Below are 18,468 nucleotides of genomic sequence, written 5' to 3'. Positions count from 1 at the left end.
GAATTATTGAATGCATATATCTAAATACATGGCCTTCATTCTTGTCTTCTTTTTTGCAATTGTGTCTCCACAATTTACAAAGGCACAAGATGGGATGATCGGTGCAGATGATGACTTAAATATCGGTGGCGATATTTTCTCAGATTTTAATGAAGACCTACAAGAACAACAAATCTATGAAGATGAACGTTACTACAAATACGGACGCTTCTTTTCATTCTCAATGGGTATTGGTTACACAACTTGGGATGGCAATCGTGGAAAGATGTATGAGGATCTTCCTCCTACTTTCAACCTAACAGTTCAATACTTCTCAGACTTTCAATCGGCATGGAATATAGGTTTTGCATTTTCAAAACACAATATTAGTTTGACACAGAGAACTCAGGGGATCACATCAGCTGCATCAATTGATGTATCTATGCTTCGCATGTACTTTGGTTACCGCTACTATATCGACACTTCAAACCTTGGCACGGCCATAACTTATTCAAATCCTTATATAACAGCGAGATTTGAATATTGGTATGAGCAAGAAAAGATTCAAACTACAGACGGAACAACAGAAGACAGCTTTGGTGGCGCAGGACTGGGAATAGGTGGCGGACTTGAATTTCCAATAAAAATAAAAGAGTCATATGTGAACATTGAAGGCTTAGTACACACAGTTGCCTTACAAGATATACGTACAATTAAATATGCATCATTTAAAGGTGGCCCAGGGGTACCAGACCTAACGGGATTCGCCTACTCACTAACAGTTAATTATGTTTGGAATTGGTAGAGCAATAAAGTAGAAACAATAATCTCATTGAGCTTTAGCTCGATGATGATCGCAAAGAGCAAACTTAATTTGCATAAAATAAAAGGATGTATTTATGAATCGTTTAAACTCAGATTTAGGTTGGTTATGGCTTAGAATCACAGTTGGACTAGCGATGCTACTTGGGCATGGTTGGGGAAAACTTGCAGGCTTTAGTACTCTAATGACAAAATTCCCAGATCCAATTGGACTTGGCTCACCTTTTGCACTTTCGGCAACAGTATTTGCAGAAGTGTTTTGCCAGATTTTTATTATCATCGGATTTAAAACGAGATGGTTTGCTGCAATTTCAGCAATTACTATGCTTGTAGCGGCTTTTGTCGTTCACGCAAGCGATCCATTCTCTGGAAAAGAAAAGGCCATAATGTATGCAATTATATACATCGGACTCTTTTTCTCTAATGGTGGTAAATATTCAGTTAAAGCATAATCTTAAGCTCCCACAAGGGAGCTTTTTTTTTCATTAAATACTAAGATCATATTATGAAAAAAATTGATTCAAGAGAACTTTTACAAAAGCTTCCACCTTTCACAAAAGAATCAAATAAGTACAGTTTTGGTCACGTTGTAATTATCGGTGGGAATGTCGGTTATGCAGGAGCAGTCAAGCTCTGTGCACAAGCAGCTCTGCGCTCAGGTTCAGGTTTAGTTACAGTCCTTACAAGGCAAGAGAATGTTTCTTCAATTGTTTCAACAAGAGCTGAGCTAATGGTGCGAGGTTTTGACACACAAACTTCTGGAATCAATCAGGCCAGACCAATCCTAGAAAAAGCAGATGCTATCGTTATTGGCCCTGGCCTTGGAAGAGACGAATGGGCAAATCATATATGTTCAATGATTGAAGATTTCACGGTACCAAAAGTTTTAGATGCTGACGCTCTTTGGAACCTATGTCAAAGAAGTGAAAAGCAAAGATATCAAAATGCAATAATCACCCCTCATTTTGGCGAAGCCGCACGTCTTCTAAATTGCACGAGTGAAGAAATTAGAAAAGATAAAAAAGAAGCAGCTAAAAATCTTCTACAAATAAGTGAATGCGTTGTCTTAAAAGGAGACCATTCTCTTATCGCAAATGATCAAGATATCTATGAAAACGATACAGGAAATTCCATCTTAGCAATGGCCGGGACAGGAGATATTCTAGCAGGAATTATCGGTAGTTTCCTAGGACAAGGCCTGAGCTTAACTGAAGCAGCTTGTCTTGGTACTTGGGTACATGGCAAGGCCAGTGACTTATTAAGAGAAAATACAAGAGGAATACGAGGAAGTATAGCCTCTGACCTCTTTCCTTATATTCAAGAGGTCATTGGCTAATATCTATTTTATTTTGAAACTTTTTTCATACGCTTTTGAAGATCTGTACCTGTTCTAAAGATCAGGTGAATCGGCGTATTATCAAGCGGGAAGGCCCCTCTTAAACCGTTTTTAAGGTAGCGTCGGTAGTTTTCAGGAATTCCACGTGACTTATTTGTGTAAAATAAGAACGTTGGTGGATTCGCTTTAATTTGAGAAGCGTATTTAACACGGAATCTCTTACCACGAGAACCTTTAAGGATAATAGGATGTCTTTCAATAAGCTCAAATACGAAACGGTTAAGCGCACCTGTTGCGATATTTTGTCTTCTAATGAAAATCGTTTTCGTAAGAATCTTCTTAAGACGCTTAAGACCTCTCTTATGCTTTGCAGAGATTGGAATAATATCGCAATAATTAAGCCATGGAAGTTTATCGCGAATATCAAGAAGCCATTCTTTACGTGACTCTTGATCTCTAAACTTATCACCCATCAGATCAACTTTATTTAGACAAACAATTACAGAAGCACCTTTTTCAATAGCGATATCAAGAAGACGCTTATCTTGGTGTGAAACACCTTTTGTTGCATCAATCATATAGATACAAATATCACTATCAGCAATACTTCTTAGTGAGCGATAAACTGATTGTGACTCAACAAAGTCATCAATTTTCTTTTGCTTTCTAATCCCTGCAGTGTCTACGATGTGAATTGAGCGCCAGAAACTTCCTTCAGAAACTTCTTGCTCATCATCTACTAATTCTTGCTCGACTTCTTCACCAGTAGCTTCTTCACCGAAAACTTGTGCTTCCATACGATTAGCAGATGTTTCATCCAGCTGCTCATCCTGCTCGAGCATTACATCCTCAAGACCTTCAAGCTCATAGCTATCAGTATCTAACTCTTCTTCAACATCATAAGATGAAACAAGTTCGTTATAGAGATCAGGATTATTCTTTTTAAAGTCTTCGTATTGAGATTGAAGAAGATTATCATTTTTAAAATGCTCTTTTGCTTGATCAAGCTTTCTAGCATCATCTCCAAGGTAGATATCAAAGTATCCATCAATTGGATCAACTGTAGTTCCAGCAATATCAGAAACTAGAGCACGTTCACTTCCAAGAAGTTGATTTAGTAGAGTTGATTTACCAGCATTAGGTGCACCAATTAGTGCAAGTTTTGCTACAACATTCTCACGTGGAGTTACTCCTTTTTGAAGAGCTGTGATATTCATAACATCAGCAGAGTCATCAAAACGCATCATCTCCTCATGAATATTCTCACGCAATGTCTCCATTCCCCTACCGTGAGCGGCAGAAGTAACAAACATTTCGTCATCATTTACACCAAGTTCATAGAAGCTATACTCATCTCCACTTTGAGACTCAGAATCATACTTGTTAACAACAAGCCACATCTTCTTCTTTTGCTTTCTAATATAATTAGCAATGGTCTTATCAAAAGGAAGAACACCTTCTCTTACATCGACAACAAAGAGAACAAGATCAGATTCTTCAATCGCTTGATGAGCATGATCTGTCATAATATTGAAGAACTTATTAGCATTAACTTCTTGATCATTCTTTCCACTCTCATCAACTTGAGTTGGATAGAACCCACCAGTATCAACAAGTATCGCATCTAATGGACGGTCTTCATCTTTATCATTAAAAGATGTAATTCCATAGTGGCGATCACGTGTTACACCTGGCATATCGTGAGTAATGGCCTTATGTTGTTTTTTCATTAGGCGGTTAAAGATGGAACTTTTCCCAACGTTTGGCCTACCAATTAATGAAATAATCATTGAACGCTTTTGCATTTCAAAATCCTATTTAAGTTTATTATTTATAATTATTTTTGTTTCCATACACGGGCAGAGTTAATTGCACGTGGAAGTCCTAGTTCTTCTAGAACAAAGTTATTCTTAAACCACTTTGGTGATACTTTCACGTGTAGGTTTAAGTGAACCTTACCATCAGTCATTGCTGCAATCTTCTTACGAGCACGTGTTCCAATTTCTTTGATCATCGAACCTTTAGAACCAACAACGATAGCTCGCTGTGATGGACGATTAACAAGAATTGAAGCTGAGATGTGAGAAGTAAAAGCGCCTGTCTTATCTTTAAAATCTTTATATTCATCAATAATGACGGCCATCTCATATGGTAGCTCATCCTTTAAAAGGTCAAATGCCTGCTCACGAATATACTCAGTAGCAAAGAATCTCTGGTTCTTATTCGAGATAGCACCATCAAGGTATAAGTGTGAACCTGGCTGAGCATTATCACAAAGAGCTGCTGTTAAAAGGTGTACATTATCTCCGGACTTAGTTGAGATAACAAAGTATCTCTCAAGAGCTGGAATCACTTCTTTTGCCTGATCAAATACCTTATCAAGTGGCATATTTTCAGCATTTTCAACACGGTCAGACTTAGTGAAAACAAGCCATGTTTTCGATAACTCTTTCTCTTTTCCACCAATGAAATCTTTGAAGGCCTTGATTTGCTCAAGAATATCTTTTGTTAGGTCAATTAGAAGTAAGTTAACATCAACACCATCAACACCTTCAACGGCCTGTTGATTAATACGCTTATTAAGCTCCTGGCTTGAAGTGTGTAGACCTGGAGTATCAACTAGAACAACTTCAGTATGATCAACTGTGAAAACTGCGTGAAACTTATTACGTGTTGTTTGTGGTTTACTCGTTACAATTGAAAGGTCCATTCCTAGTAAGTAATTTACAAGTGAACTCTTTCCTACATTTGGTGCACCAACGATTGCTGCCATAATGGATTTGTTGTCTGGGTGTTGATCAGTCAATAACATAATTTTCTCCGTTGTCCTTATTTAATTTTGTCTAATAGATTATTTTCTAAACATTCTTTTGCGATTTCTTTTGTTCCTAATTTTTTACTATTGGAGATTAATTTCGATATTAACTCTCCATTTATATAAAGTTCGATTTCAAACTCTTGACCTTTATTTAAGGCCTTTGTGCGGTACTCAGGTAGACATTTAAATCGTGCCAATGTCTCCTCTTGTAATTTTGTCTTTGGATCAAAATCCACAAGTTTTTGAGCATTAAAGAAGACCTCTCCACTTTCCTTTTCATAAGTCGCAATAACCTGGTCGAGATAAGAGTTTGCTTTATCATTTCCTTGATCAATAGCAATGGCCCCAAGAATTGATTCAAAAAGATCACAACGAATCCCTTTATTTACTTCTTGGTCTAATTCACCTTTTCCAACGATTAGAAATTGAGAGAGTCCTAAAAAGTCAGTTAATGAACTTAGGCTATCTTCATTTACAAGTGCACTTCTTAATTTTGAAAGTTGCCCTTCATTCATATCTTCAAAATTTAAAAAAAGGTTCTTTGTCACATATGAGCCAAGAACAGAGTCGCCATAGAACTCTAGGCGCTCATAACTTTTAAACTCTAGTTTGGCCTCATGAACATATGAACTATGAGTAAAGGCCCTCATGACAAGAGAATTGTCATTAAATTTTAGGTCGAATTTATCTAAGAAAATTGATTGAATATTGGATTGATCAAAAAATAGATCTGTGACTTCATGCTTAGACACGCCATTACCAGCACCTAATTGCTTAAAATCAGCAATAGTTAGCCTATAAAATGCGTGTGCAAATGTAGGACTCTTCCCTTGTGGGTTGAGTGAGGTCGTCTCAAGCATGTAATCACCTAATATTAAATTGTTAAACGATTTATAATGCTTCTGCCCATCATTTGCAAGTGCAAGATTACTACTTGTGAAAGAATAACAGGTTCGTTAAAATCTCTTACAGTAATATACGTAGTTACAAGTCCTTAGGGTGGTTTATGGAACTAACAGAAGTCAATAAAAAGAAATTAGATAAGTGGCAAGATGCATTTTTCAAGAAAATAGCGGCCAAGGGCCGTTCAAATAATACCCTGAAAAACTATCGCACTGACCTTGCTTGCTTTAATCAATACGTAACAGAACATAAGAAACAAACGGATATTGAAAAGTATTCAATTCCAGAGATTCAAGAATACGGAAAGTATTTAGAAGAAAAATATAAGTCAGATAATTCACGAAGACGCCGTGTCCAGGCACTTAGAATATTCTTTGATCACCTAGTAGAAGAAGGTGTCTTTAACGTCAATCCAGTACGAAAAATACCTACTTCTCCAAAGTTTCTAGATATACCAAGGCCAGCTTCGTTTTCACATATTAAAAGTCTTTGGCACACATTACTCAATGATCAAAGAAATGCTCAAAGTGATCTTGAAAAACTTAAGGCCAAGAGAAATGGAATCATCTTTGCAACCGTTTATCTAGGAGGCCTTAAGGTCTCAGAACTATCTAAAATAAAAGTTGCAAGCTTCTCATTTCGCGATGAAATCAAGGCCATTATTACACATGAGAAAAGAGACCCCTATACCGTCACATTTCCAAGTATCTTTGGCCGTATTTTCTATGAATATGTTGAGCTATTAGAGAAGGTTAAAAAGGCCCAAGGTGTCTCTTTTGACCACTTACTTTTTAATGCTAACGCTCATAAGATTCTATCAGGTGGGCTATCTGCACGTGGGATGGAGCTACTCTTTGAAGACTGGCGCTCTAGACTTATGATTGAAATAACACCAAAGACTTTAAGACAGGCCTGTGTCTTTACTTGGCTCCACGACGGGGTTAATGACACAACCATAAAGGAATGGCTTGGTGTCTCGCCAGCATACTCTTTAAAACTTTATAAAGAGCATATGGACTCACATTTCTATAATCAACAATTTATTGAATTGGCACTTAATGAAGATAAATTGATTTAAGGCTGCTTAATTGGAACTGGCCTATCATAAACAGGAAGGCCGGTATCCTTATCGAGGTGCCAACGATCTGTATAAAGCTCATCTTTTTCAATACGATAGAAGTCGAGATCTTTATCTAATTTATCCAAACTATAGATTAGCTGTGATTGTAGTCTGACCTGATCGTTCTTCTTAGAAAGAAGTAAATTTAAGGCCTCATCTTTTTTTCGTTGTAACTCAAGAATCTGCTTATCGTATTCTGCAGCGACCTCAACTTGTTTCTGTGAAAAGCCCCAGACAAATTTATTCACTTCATTTAATTGAAATGTGAAATCTCTTTTTTTCGCCAACAATGTTAAACGGTAACGAGAAGCTTCCTTAATTCTCAATGCTAGCTTATCACTTTCAAAAACAAGAATTGTTCCTCGTCTTAAAGTCGAGTTTTGCCCCCAACAATTCTCAAGGTCTTTTGCGTAGATTGTAATATACATATCTTCACTATTTCTGACGTGGCCCTTGCACTTATCTTCATCCATACGTCGCGCCACATTGAAGTAAACAATATCAGAAGGCTTCAAGAACTTAACATTCTTTGATTCGACTTGAATTTTAAACACAGTACTTGATGGGTCCTTATCTGTAACTCGACCAGAGAACTTTGAATAATCAATGCTAGGATCGTAGAAAGTATCATAACCATGATCCTTAATATAATTATCGTAGGCATCATAATCATTTTTGATATCTTTATTTCTAACCTCATCTCTTTTAATAATAAAGCCATCACTATTTGCAACAGAGACCAGCGTTATTAAGCTCAATGAAATGAATAGAAAAAATCTTCTCATACGTTCATTATAACGCAAATCTAAGCAGACAATAGGGGGAGAAAACTTGTCCATTACCTGTGCTCATGATAAATTTTTAGAAAATTTATTAGGAGAATAGAATGCAATTTTTTATCGATACAGGTGATATTGAAGAAATCAAAGAAGCAGTAAAATGGGGCCTAATTGACGGAGTTACGACTAACCCATCAATTATTGCCAAAACTGGGCGTACTCAAGAAGAAGTAATCAAAGACATTTGCGAAATCGTAGATGGACCAATTTCAGCAGAAGTTATTGCAACAGATACTGAAGGGATGATCAAAGAAGGTAGTGAACTTGCAAAGATTCACGAGAATGTCGTTATTAAACTTCCACTGACAGAAGCTGGAATCGCTGCTTGTAAGTGGTTTAGTGACAATGATATTAAAACGAACGTAACACTTTGTTTCAGCTCAAACCAAGCATTACTAGCAGCAAAAAATGGTGCTACTTACATCTCTCCATTCATCGGCCGTCTCGATGATATCGGTGCAGATGGTATGACTCTTATTCAAGAGATCCGTCATATGTATGATGTTTACGGTTTTGATACAGAAGTTCTAGCAGCATCTGTACGTCACGCAGACCATGTAAAGCACTGCTCGATGGTAGGTGCAGACGTTGCAACGATGCCATATAAAGTAATCAAGTCACTTTTTAACCACCCTTTAACAGATAAAGGACTGGCACAATTTTTGGCCGATTATGAGAAGTCGCAAAAATAATACCAATTAGGCGACTTATTAACTAATTCAATAATATCTATATAATAACGGGGGCTTACAGTCCCCGTTTCTTTATTTTTTCTAAATTTAAAATCTTAAATACCGATATCGTATAAAATGGTGCAAAGCACGTCATAGTCGAGCTTTAAGCTCAACTTTGTACCTGTAAATGTATTTTCAAGGTATTTTTGGGATGAAAATTAATAGAACCATATTATCAGTTTTGGTGATTCTGCTGACTCTATCCTGTGTCGAAGAGCCAGAGAAAGTTTCTATTACGGCCCTGCCTTTAAAATGGCGTGAAAGTGCACTTCCTTTAACAGTAAAAGTTCATGCAGATTTTAGCAGTTTAAATGCAATTGATGGATCATCAGATGATCTTCCATTAGCGGCCGCTGATGATGGCCTCTATGATGATTACGATTTAATGCAGGAGATGCAAAAGGCATGGAATGATGCTGATGATGCAAGAGAATACTTTGTTCTTGACCACGGCCAAGCCGCTGGAGCAGACCCATATACTGACCTAGATGACTATTACGACGGAGAAATCGGAATTTATGTAACAGAGAATTGGTTTTCAAGTATTGGTTATGGTGTTTTGGCAATCACTTCATATTTTGCAGAACAACGAACAGATCACTTAAGAATGGTTCATGGTGATATTATTGTAAATTTCCGTGATTATTATTTCTCATTTGATAAGGCCAGAACTCAGGAGTCAACGACTTACTACGACCTTCCTTCTGTCATCTTACATGAACTTGGCCACCTCTTAGGACTTAAACATACTACCTCATCAACAGTTCAATCAATCATGTACCCACAACTTGGTTCAACAGAAGTTAAGAGAACTCTTGGTTACTATGACTCCCTATCAATTTCAAATCTATACGACACAAATACTCAAGCACTTAAGACGGCCCAAGCATTCAGTTCAGCTAGTATAGACGAATCAATGAAGAACGCTGACGATGGCCAAGAAAAACCGAAGATTATCCACGGCTATATTGAATTAAGGGCCGACGGACATTGTCGCCATTTTCAAGATGGAAGCCTAATACACGATCATAAAGTCTTTTAATTTTTAACAAATTTTAAGAATGCACCATTTTGCTCTCTAAAAAAAATCCATAACTTATGGCCTAATAGTAGTATGGGCAACAATTACGAAAACATTTATCAAAGTCAAATTGATGAAGAAACTTTGAAGGATAATTCAAAGCTTCTACTTTGCCCAGAATGTGATGAAATCTATCTATTTGAAATGATCAATAAGCGACAAAGGGCAAAATGCCATCGCTGTGGAGAAATTCTTTATAATGGAGACAGCACCATAACGATGGTGAAAGTCTTAACGATTTCAGGACTACTACTTTTTTATCCAGCAATCTTCCTACCAGTATTGAAAATAAAGATGGCCGGAGCAAACCTTGAAACTTCAACTTACGAATCGATATTTGCTTTTACAACTAAAGCGTATTGGCCAATAGCAATTAGTGTTGTTCTCTTTGCAATCTTAATTCCCCTCTTTCGCCTCGTTGCATACTTAACTGTTGTCTTTAAAAACCAATTTATCAATCATCACCTTGGAAGAACTTTCATCAGATTTCTAAGGGCCTCACACGAATGGTCTATGATTGATGTCTATTTTATGGGAATCATTGTAACGGTTGCTAAAATGGTTGATCGTTCTGAAGTAGAGCTCACTATTGGAACATTAAGCCTTATCCTATTAATGGTTAATAATATCTTACTACAATCAGTTACTCACTATGATGAGTTATGGAAGAAGCTATATGAGAGGAATTGATCATCAAAAGGCCCTTTGTCCAAAGTGCTATAAAGTAAATTCAATACTCACCTGCCAGCGCTGTGGAACTCCCATCAAACTTCGAAACTATGAAGGTATCTCACGCTGTAAGGCCTACTTAATTGCAGCAATTGCATTATATATCCCTGCTAATATCCTACCAATTATGACGGTTTTAAAATTCAACCATGGTATCCCTCGTACAATTGTTGGAGGTGTCGTCAATCTGATCAATCTGAAAATGTATCCCATTGCCATGATTGTTTTTGCAGCTAGTATAATTGTTCCAATATTTAAAATAGTTTCACTTTGGTATATCATAGATAATATAAACACCTTAAATGAAAAGAAAAAACTAATGCTCACAAGACTTTATCGAGTCGTACATGTTGTCGGTAAATGGTCCATGTTAGATATTTTCGTTATTGCCCTATTAGTTATTCTCGTCAAGGTTGAGTTTATATCAGAGATAAGAGCTGAGCCTGCAGTCTTATATTTCACTGCAGTTGTTATATTGACCATTCTAGCGTCAAATGAAGTCGACACTAGGTTAATCTGGGATGATAAGGAAAAGTATGAGTAATGCCACGCCTAAAGTAGAAAACAAAAGAGGAATTAATCCTATATGGTTCTTTCCTGTTGCTGCTGTATCGATTGGACTTTGGCTTTTATATACTAGCATTATGGCCCGTGGCTCATATATCACTATAAACTTTAGAAATGCGGATGGTATCACGCCAGGAAAGACCACTGTTATCTACAAAGGTACGATTGTCGGTAGAGTAAAAGATACTGAATTAAATAAGGACCTCTCAAGTGTTGCCGTCCATATTGAGATGTCTCCACAAATGAAAAACTATCTATCTAAAGATACAAAGTTTTGGCTTGTAAGTCCGACAGTAAATCTATCTGGTATCTCAGGGCTAAGTACCATTATAAGTGGAAAATTTATCAATATGTTTCCAGTGAAGGGAAAGGCCGTAAAAGTATTCAACGCTTTTGAAGAGCCACCAAGAGGACTAAGAAAAGACGGCCTTTATGTAAAACTTCACAGTAAAAAACTAGACTCAGTTTCAATTGGCTCACCTATTTATTTTAATAAGGTACAAGTTGGAGAGGTTACAAATTTTGATCTCGATATGGATGGCAATGGTGTTGAAGTTACGATCTTTATTGAAGAAAATTATCGCAACCTACTTCTAACAACGTCACGTTTTTACAATGTTAGCGGCTTTGAATTAGATGCTTCTCTAGCAGGAGTAAAGGTTCAATCAGACTCACTTATTTCAATCATCAAAGGCGGAATTGCATTTGTTAATCATGAATCAGAAGAGAATAAGAATAATCAGAAAGTAACAACTAACTTTGAAAAGAAATATACTCTCTACCCTAGCTATGCTCATACTGTCCCAGGAAAAAAAATAAAAGTAATATTTCCTCTAGGAAGTGCTGTAGCAAAAGAGAAGACTCCAATTAAGTTTAGAAATATTAATATCGGAGTTGTTACAGGTTCAGAAGTTGATCGCAATAAGGCCCAGCTCTTAGTAGAAGCGACGATAAAGAAAGAATTTGAGAATATTATTGTTAAAGGTGCTAAGTTTTGGGAAGTTAAACCAAAAATCTCTCTTAAAGGAATTGATAATCTTGATGCAATAACTGGCAACTATATCGCAGTTGATATCAGTCGTTATAATTTTAAGAAATCAAAGCCTGCAGGAACCTTTACAGCTCTTGCCCAAGCTCCATTAAAAGAAGTTCACAATAAATATGGGACCCATTTAAACCTATTTAGTTCAAGAAGAAATTCACTAGCAAAAGGCCAGGGAGTTTACTATAGAGGCGTTCAAGTAGGTGTTATAACAGATGTTAGACTTAATACACGAGCAAAGAATGTTATAACAGAAATCTTTATCAACTCTCCTTATCACAAGCTGGTAAAGGAAGAAACAAAGTTTTGGAATACAAGTGGTGTCGATGTAGAATTTGGCCTATTTTCAGGTGCAAAAATAAGTACCCAATCAATTGAAAGTATTCTTTCTGGTGGAGTCGAATTTGCAACCCCAGAGAAGTTTTCAATGCGTAAGAAACAATATTTTCAAGTTCATAAGAAAGCGCAGAAAGAATGGCTAGAATGGACACCAATAATTAATTTATAATAAAAAAGGCCTCGTATGAGGCCTTGATATTTTTTATGCTTTTATTAAGCAGCTTTCTTTTCATTTCCTTCAAGAGAATCAAGAACCTCTTGAGAATAAATTAACTTCTTACGTAATGCCTCACGAGAAATTCCCATCTCCTTAGCAGCTTTTGATTTATTACCAAAATTACGCTTAATCTCCTCTAAAATCATTTGTCTCTCAACAAGAGCTAAACGCTCTTTTAGAGGAAGTGTGAAGTCTGTCACATGATCAATTTGACCAAATTGCTTTTGCTTCATTGAAATATCAACTAGAGGTGCAACACCATCATTAATTTCAATATCAGATATGATATGAGATTTTGGATGATAAAGAACAGCTCTTTCGATACATTTCTTTAGCTCATAAACATTTCCTGGCCAATCATATTGTTTAATTTGATCCATTACTTTTTTAGAGAAGCTCTTTAATAGAAGTCCTTGTCGTTTACATTCAACTTTTAAGAAATATTCAACAAGCATTTCAATATCTTCTTCACGACGACGAAGTGGATCTAAATTAATCTGGGCCTGTGAGATATATTCAAACAGATCACGATAGAACTTTCCTTCATCTGTCATTATGGCAAGATCTTTAATTGATGTGGCCATAATACGACAATCAAAACTTACGATTCCACCTTCTAGGCCTTTCTTTTCGATAAGTTCAAATAGTCTTTCTTGCCACTCAAATGACAAGTGCTCAATATGGCTTAGAACAACAGTTCCACCTTGAGTGCTAGTAAAAACACATTCTTCTTCATTAGGGCCAAAAAGCATTGCTTCCAGCCTATTGAGATCTTTTAGCTTACAATCAACTGTTGTAATATCATGTAGCCCACGCTTACCTTCATAGTGAAGAACAGTGGCAAAAAGATTTTTACCAACTCCTTTTTCACCAGTGATCAGTACAGGACTATCTAAGTCTTTAAGTTTTGAAATAGAGTTTCTCATTGATTTTACACCTGGCGTGTTACCAATGATTGCAAATTGACGATCATAAGGCGCTGAGAAGCGGCGAATTTTAGAAGTTGTCGAAATTGGATTAAAACTATGAAATACTGAAGAGAAAACAAGAGCAAGGACTTTCATTGTCTTTTCATCTTCTATAGTAAATCGATCTTCATTTCTTTTATTGATAACTTCAATTACACCAATTATCTTATCTTCACGATTATGAATCGGATAACAAATAATTGATTTCGTTTCAAATCCATTCTTTTCATCAAATGCATTATTAAAACGAGAGTCATCACTTTCAGTACAAATATTTAAGGCCACACCTGTTGTAAAAACAGACCCAGCAATACCAAGACGATAATCAAACTTTAATCCTGTCTTATCCAAACCTAGAGCAGCGACTGCTTCTAATTCGTTTGTATCTGGATTAATAAGAAAGATAGAAGAACGTTGAGCATTTAGGATACGAATAACCTCTTCAAGCATTGTATCGAGGAATCCTTCTTTATCTCCAAAATGTGTAATATCTTTAAATAATGAAAGAAGTAGAGAAAACATTTCAAACCCTTCATTAGGGTCTGTATATCGCTCCTTAAGTGCTGACTGAATAAGACAGTCTTTTAATCTTTCTGAAGAGAAACTCATAATGTAACTTTCAAGGAATTTATTAATTCCTTTTTCAACATCAAGCTCAACTCCATATATAATTTCTTCGTCTTCTAAAACATTTGAAAATGCACGAACAACTCGACCAGTTAGATCAAGGTGACGTTTTTTAAATTGTAGAGAAACTTCCAACTCAGTTCCAACAGAGATTCTTTCATGTGTCTTAAAACCGAATCCTGTAACTGAAATGTCCACAAGCTTTGCATCATCGATATAAGAAAGCCTCCCCATGTCGTCTTCTTTTTGTATCAAAAACCTTAGATTATCGGCTTCCTCAACTGGAATACGAAACGATTGAAAAAACTTAAATTCTGAAAAACTAGCGAGCATGTTAATCCCCTCATTAAACTATACTGTGAACATATCGGTAAATTTGCTTTAAACTTTAGGTAAATGCCCACAAAAATTGGCTATAATTTCTATACGTTACACGAAAATCAACTCCTTACTACTTGCCTAGACTTAAGCTTTTGCGTATGATGATGCTTAAAAAAAGATCGTAATTTTAAACACTTGCAAGAGTGACAGGAAGAGTAAATGATTTTTGAAGGTTCTGAAAAGAAGGCCGAAATAATTGTTGGGCCTAACTTAAATCTATTGGATATCTCAGACGACTTTTGGTCTCAGTTAGTCGAAAAAGCACAAGCAACAATTTTATCCACTATTAATAATGAAAATATAAAAGCATTTCTCTTATCAGAATCCTCGCTTTTTGTTTGGAAAGATCGCATGCTGATAATCACATGTGGACAAACAACCTTAATCAAGGCCATCGACTTCTTCACAGATCGCTTTGGTAAAGATGTAATCAAACAATTAATTTTTCAAAGAAAGAATGAGTACTTCTCTCATATGCAACACTCAACTTTTGCAGATGATGTGAAGCTATTAGAAAATAAATTCTCAGGACAAGCACTACGCTTTGGAAATATAGATGATCATCACAACTTCATCTATTTTCTCGATCAAGAATATGCACCAAGTGCAGATGATCACACTCATGAGTTACTTATGTATGAAATCTCATGTAAAGCGAGAGAAATTCTAACTAATGAGAGTGTGACAAAAGATGAAATTCGCCAACTTTTAAAACTTGATAAGATCTTACCTGGTTTTGAATTGGATGATTTCGTATTTAATCCATACGGCTACTCTTTAAATGCCATCAAAGATGATAATTATTTCACATGTCATATTACACCTCAGGAAGAGTGCCCATATATTAGTTTTGAGACTGATATCAATATGAAAGAGATTGCAGATGTTCTAATCGAAGCAATGGAGCCAATTTCATATGACTTTATCGAGTTCTGTCCAAATCAAGATGGAAGCTGTGGATTAAATCTAAAGAAAGAAGATTATATAGCTAAAACCCAAGTTGAAAGCTATCTAAAATGTGGCTATATAATGTACTTTTCACACTTTTATAAAGTACGCCCAAATCGCCTAAAGCCTTATAAATTACTTTAAATGAATAGGAGTTACCATGCATAGCAATCTATGGATCGAAGAAAGATATAAAGATTTTTACGGAATGAGATATAAAGTAGAAAATGTTCTCTACTCTAAGAAGACTGAATTTCAAACTGTAGACGTTGTAGAAACAAAGGGGCATGGAAAGATGCTTCTTAACGACGGCCTAGTTATGGTAACAGAAAGAGATGAAATCGCTTATCACGATATGATTGCTCACGTTCCATTATTTGTTCATCCAAATCCAAAGAATGTTCTTGTAATTGGTGGTGGTGACGGTGGTACAGCTCGTGAAGTTCTACGTCACTCTTCAGTTGAAAAGTGTACGATGGTAGAAATCGATGGTGCTGTTTGCGAAGCTTGTATGGAATTCATTCCACAAACGGCCGAAGTTTTAAAAGGTCATCCTAAATTAGATCTTATCATCGGTGACGGTGTTAAATTTGTTCAAGAAACGACTGAGAAATTTGATGTTATTATCATCGACTCAACAGATCCAATCGGGCCTGCTGCTCCACTATTTGGACCAGAGTTCTACACAAATGTTAACAAGTGCCTTGCTGATAACGGTATCGTTGTCTCTCAAGGAGAATCTCCTTGGTTTGAAGCAGAGATTCAAAAGAGCATGCTTGGTGTTTTAAATGATATTTTTAAGAATACATTTATCTATAATTTCTCTAACCTAACTTATCCAGGTGGGCTTTGGTCATTTACATTTGCAACAAAAGGTGACACCCACCCAATCAATGACTTTAGAAAAGAAGCTGTGGCAGCAAGTGGCCTAGAGTTTTCTTATTATAATGAGGGGCTTCATCAAGCTGCATTCTATCTTCCTACTTTTATGAAGAAGAATCTTGAAGGACTAATACAAAATCCATAATAAGGAATCGTCATGCAATACTGGCTCTTTAAAAGTGAACCTGATGCTTTCTCAATTGATGACCTTGCCAAAAGGCCCAAGCAAACTGAATCTTGGGATGGGGTAAGAAATTATCAAGCACGAAACTTCATGCGCGATGAAATCAAGATGGGAGATAAGGTCTTTTTTTATCACTCAAGTTGCAAAGAGCCTGCGATTGTTGGAATAGCAGAAGTTGTAAAAGAGTCACATCCTGACAAAACTCAATTTGATAAAAATTCAAAATACTATGACCCTAAGGCAACAAAAGAAGAACCGCGATGGTTTCTCGTTGATATAAAGTTTGAAGAAAAGTTTGAAAAACAACTCAGCTTAAAAGAGATGAAAGCTGATAAACGATATGATGAGATGCCACTAGTTAAGAAAGGCTCTCGCCTATCAATAATGCCTATCCCTAAAAAGATTGCCACATTAATTTTAAAAGATGTAAAAAACTAAGCCTTGAAGAAACTCACGTCCAAAACTTGTATAACTCAAAAACAGAGTTGCAAAGCTTAAGATTAGGCCAATTGTAAAGAAGCTTAAAATTACGATTCCCGTTCGTCCAAGCAATGATTTAATTGGCTGCTTATAATAGAGAGAAAGATGTGAGAGATCATTATGGCCGTGGGTACCACCAAACTGATGAACCTTTGCTCCACCACCTTCTTGATTACCAAAGTCTTCTGCTGCCATAAATTCCCCAATACCCTCTTAACTTTATTAAAGCTAAATAGAGTATCGGTAGAATTTAAGTAAAAATTAAATTTGAGTATTTTGGCGGTTTATTGAATTAGTGAAGCTGTTTCAACTAATGGGTCCTGAGAGCTTGAAACAAGGCCCGCAGAGGCTTTAGTATCTGTAATTACAGAGCTTTCCTCACTATCAGCATCAATATTTGGATCATCGAGATCATCTTCAGCAATAACGACAGAGTCAACTAGGATCTCTCTAACAAGATCTAATTTATCACAAGAAATTTCATTCACACTATCTAGCTGTTCTTTCAAGTCCATCAACTGAGAGCTTAGATCTTGCTTGGCCTCTAATTCTAAATTAAATTGCTCTAAGCAACTAGTGAGACGATCTGTAAGATCCTGTTGTCCAGATCTTACTTCTTGTTCGAGATTAGAAAGAAGCCCAATGGTATTATTGAAGAACTTGGCCAAATTACGACTTAGCCCTTCAAGCTCGACACTACTTTGAGTTAATTCGCTATCATTGCTAAGTGAAGCTTGTACATCAACTCTAAAACTTAAAGTCTTAAGCTGAAAAATAAGATCTTTCATATCTTTAAACTCATTCATAAATGTATCAAAGAGTTCATGAAATTTAATCTCATCCTGTTCTTGAGTCTGCTCACTATCTTTCTTATGCTTTAAGCTATCAGACATTTCTTTTTCAAAATCAATAAGCTCTCTACGAGCATCAATTAAAGAATTAACAACAGTATCTAGCGACTTGCTAGTATCTTCAACGAGAAGTAATTGATCATTAATATCATCGCTTGCTGCAATAACTTCTAGATCATCTGCTTCCATTTTCTCAATATCAGACTTTAGACGATTTGAATCTTCGATTTCTTGAGAAAGCTTAATTTGAAGCGAATGCTTACTTTCTTTTAATTCTGAAAGTTCTTCATTGATTCGCTCTAGCTCTAAACTTAGTAATTCTTTATCATTGTGGATTCTTACTTTTGCATAATACTCTTTGATCATTGGGATAATTGCTAAGATAGCAAAAGCAATGGCAGAGGCCATAAAAATTAAGTTTAGAAGGTTTCTATTTAAGAACCAGTTATATATTAATGCTCCATGCGTAAGCAAGGCCAATGCACAGATAATTAAGTAATTTGTTTTTGATTTTGGATTTGTATTCTTTCCAGAAGCTGATTTTGTGGCCTCTTTTAATTTTTGATCAAACTTTAATGACATGTTATCGATCCCTGATAAACTCTTTTAACTTCAATGTTA

Annotated in this window: 19 protein-coding genes; 12 read left to right on the top strand and 7 right to left on the bottom strand. The window is 36.1% G+C overall.

Annotated features, from left to right (window positions below; all coding sequences use genetic code 11):
* Positions 1-10: 10 nt before the first annotated feature.
* From VCM44_RS07645 to VCM44_RS07635, 3 genes are all read left to right on the top strand, one after another.
* Entirely contained in the window at positions 11-784 is a 774-nt protein-coding gene (locus VCM44_RS07645) for a hypothetical protein (RefSeq protein ID WP_334678453.1), read from the top strand.
* A gap of 94 nt (positions 785-878) precedes the next feature.
* Entirely contained in the window at positions 879-1,253 is a 375-nt protein-coding gene (locus VCM44_RS07640) for a DoxX family protein (protein ID WP_115363021.1), read from the top strand.
* Between the two features lie 53 nt (positions 1,254-1,306).
* A complete protein-coding gene (locus tag VCM44_RS07635; RefSeq protein ID WP_334678452.1) occupies positions 1,307-2,137 on the top strand; it encodes an NAD(P)H-hydrate dehydratase in 831 nt (276 codons plus the stop codon).
* Between the two features lie 8 nt (positions 2,138-2,145).
* Here VCM44_RS07635 and VCM44_RS07630 read toward each other — a convergent pair whose 3' ends face one another.
* Genes VCM44_RS07630 through rnc form a run of 3 tightly spaced genes read right to left on the bottom strand, consistent with a single transcriptional unit; the run spans position 2,146 to position 5,815 of the window.
* On the bottom strand, positions 2,146-3,942 hold the full coding sequence (locus VCM44_RS07630; RefSeq protein WP_115363025.1) for a GTPase: 1,797 nt from the start codon (positions 3,940-3,942) through the stop codon (positions 2,146-2,148).
* Positions 3,943-3,974: 32 nt separating this feature from the next.
* The gene (era, locus tag VCM44_RS07625) at positions 3,975-4,949 is read right to left on the bottom strand and encodes a GTPase Era (protein ID WP_334678451.1); all 975 of its coding nucleotides are present in this window, start codon (positions 4,947-4,949) and stop codon (positions 3,975-3,977) included.
* A gap of 17 nt (positions 4,950-4,966) precedes the next feature.
* Complete coding sequence (gene rnc, locus VCM44_RS07620) at positions 4,967-5,815, bottom strand: ribonuclease III (RefSeq protein ID WP_334678450.1); 849 nt, start codon at positions 5,813-5,815, stop codon at positions 4,967-4,969.
* A gap of 146 nt (positions 5,816-5,961) precedes the next feature.
* Here rnc and VCM44_RS07615 point away from each other — a divergent pair, with 146 nt between their 5' ends.
* On the top strand, positions 5,962-6,936 hold the full coding sequence (locus VCM44_RS07615; RefSeq protein WP_115363030.1) for a tyrosine-type recombinase/integrase: 975 nt from the start codon (positions 5,962-5,964) through the stop codon (positions 6,934-6,936).
* Here the strand turns inward: VCM44_RS07615 and VCM44_RS07610 are convergent.
* Positions 6,933-7,763: a hypothetical protein gene (locus VCM44_RS07610; RefSeq protein ID WP_120404916.1), complete on the bottom strand. Its 831-nt coding sequence runs from the start codon at positions 7,761-7,763 to the stop codon at positions 6,933-6,935. The two genes, VCM44_RS07615 and VCM44_RS07610, sit on opposite strands and share 4 nt — an antisense overlap.
* 101 nt (positions 7,764-7,864) lie before the next feature.
* On the opposite strand from VCM44_RS07610, the gene fsa reads away from it, so the two are divergent.
* The 5 genes from fsa to VCM44_RS07585 all read left to right on the top strand — a co-directional run bounded on the left by fsa (position 7,865) and on the right by VCM44_RS07585 (position 12,478).
* Entirely contained in the window at positions 7,865-8,509 is a 645-nt protein-coding gene (fsa, locus tag VCM44_RS07605) for a fructose-6-phosphate aldolase (protein WP_115363034.1), read from the top strand.
* Positions 8,510-8,702: 193 nt separating this feature from the next.
* Positions 8,703-9,593 (top strand): matrixin family metalloprotease, encoded by an 891-nt coding sequence (locus VCM44_RS07600; RefSeq protein ID WP_334678449.1) that lies wholly within the window; start codon positions 8,703-8,705, stop codon positions 9,591-9,593.
* A gap of 72 nt (positions 9,594-9,665) precedes the next feature.
* Positions 9,666-10,322 carry a paraquat-inducible protein A gene (locus VCM44_RS07595; RefSeq protein WP_115363038.1) on the top strand — a complete coding sequence of 219 codons (657 nt, stop codon included), beginning with the start codon at positions 9,666-9,668 and terminating at the stop codon, positions 10,320-10,322.
* Entirely contained in the window at positions 10,309-10,905 is a 597-nt protein-coding gene (locus tag VCM44_RS07590) for a paraquat-inducible protein A (RefSeq protein ID WP_158536902.1), read from the top strand. The genes VCM44_RS07595 and VCM44_RS07590 overlap by 14 nt, the downstream gene beginning before the upstream one ends.
* Positions 10,898-12,478, top strand: coding sequence for a PqiB family protein (locus tag VCM44_RS07585; protein ID WP_334678448.1), 1,581 nt, complete (start codon positions 10,898-10,900; stop codon positions 12,476-12,478). Before VCM44_RS07590 ends, VCM44_RS07585 begins: the two co-directional genes overlap by 8 nt.
* 44 nt (positions 12,479-12,522) lie before the next feature.
* Here the strand turns inward: VCM44_RS07585 and VCM44_RS07580 are convergent, their stop codons facing one another.
* Complete coding sequence (locus VCM44_RS07580) at positions 12,523-14,454, bottom strand: sigma 54-interacting transcriptional regulator (RefSeq protein ID WP_334678447.1); 1,932 nt, start codon at positions 14,452-14,454, stop codon at positions 12,523-12,525.
* A gap of 207 nt (positions 14,455-14,661) precedes the next feature.
* Between VCM44_RS07580 and VCM44_RS07575 the strand changes: the two genes are divergently transcribed.
* Genes VCM44_RS07575 through VCM44_RS07565 form a run of 3 tightly spaced genes read left to right on the top strand, consistent with a single transcriptional unit; the run spans position 14,662 to position 16,954 of the window.
* On the top strand, positions 14,662-15,594 hold the full coding sequence (locus VCM44_RS07575) for an adenosylmethionine decarboxylase (protein WP_115363045.1): 933 nt from the start codon (positions 14,662-14,664) through the stop codon (positions 15,592-15,594).
* 16 nt (positions 15,595-15,610) lie between these two features.
* The gene (gene speE, locus VCM44_RS07570) at positions 15,611-16,477 is read left to right on the top strand and encodes a polyamine aminopropyltransferase (protein ID WP_334678446.1); all 867 of its coding nucleotides are present in this window, start codon (positions 15,611-15,613) and stop codon (positions 16,475-16,477) included.
* Between the two features lie 12 nt (positions 16,478-16,489).
* Positions 16,490-16,954 (top strand): EVE domain-containing protein, encoded by a 465-nt coding sequence (locus tag VCM44_RS07565; RefSeq protein ID WP_115363048.1) that lies wholly within the window; start codon positions 16,490-16,492, stop codon positions 16,952-16,954.
* On the opposite strand, the gene VCM44_RS07560 is transcribed toward VCM44_RS07565, so the two are convergent.
* The gene (locus VCM44_RS07560; RefSeq protein ID WP_115363050.1) at positions 16,934-17,191 is read right to left on the bottom strand and encodes a hypothetical protein; all 258 of its coding nucleotides are present in this window, start codon (positions 17,189-17,191) and stop codon (positions 16,934-16,936) included. The two genes, VCM44_RS07565 and VCM44_RS07560, sit on opposite strands and share 21 nt — an antisense overlap.
* Before the next feature lie 89 nt (positions 17,192-17,280).
* Entirely contained in the window at positions 17,281-18,429 is a 1,149-nt protein-coding gene (locus VCM44_RS07555; protein ID WP_120404920.1) for a hypothetical protein, read from the bottom strand.
* Between the last annotated feature and the right edge of the window lie 39 nt (positions 18,430-18,468).

This window comes from Halobacteriovorax sp. DPLXC-1, from assembly GCF_036903125.1.
Classification (GTDB): Bacteria; Bdellovibrionota; Bacteriovoracia; order Bacteriovoracales; family Bacteriovoracaceae; genus Halobacteriovorax_A; species Halobacteriovorax_A vibrionivorans.
Note: the sequence above shows the minus strand (reverse complement) of the source record. Positions and strands in the feature narration are given on the sequence as shown.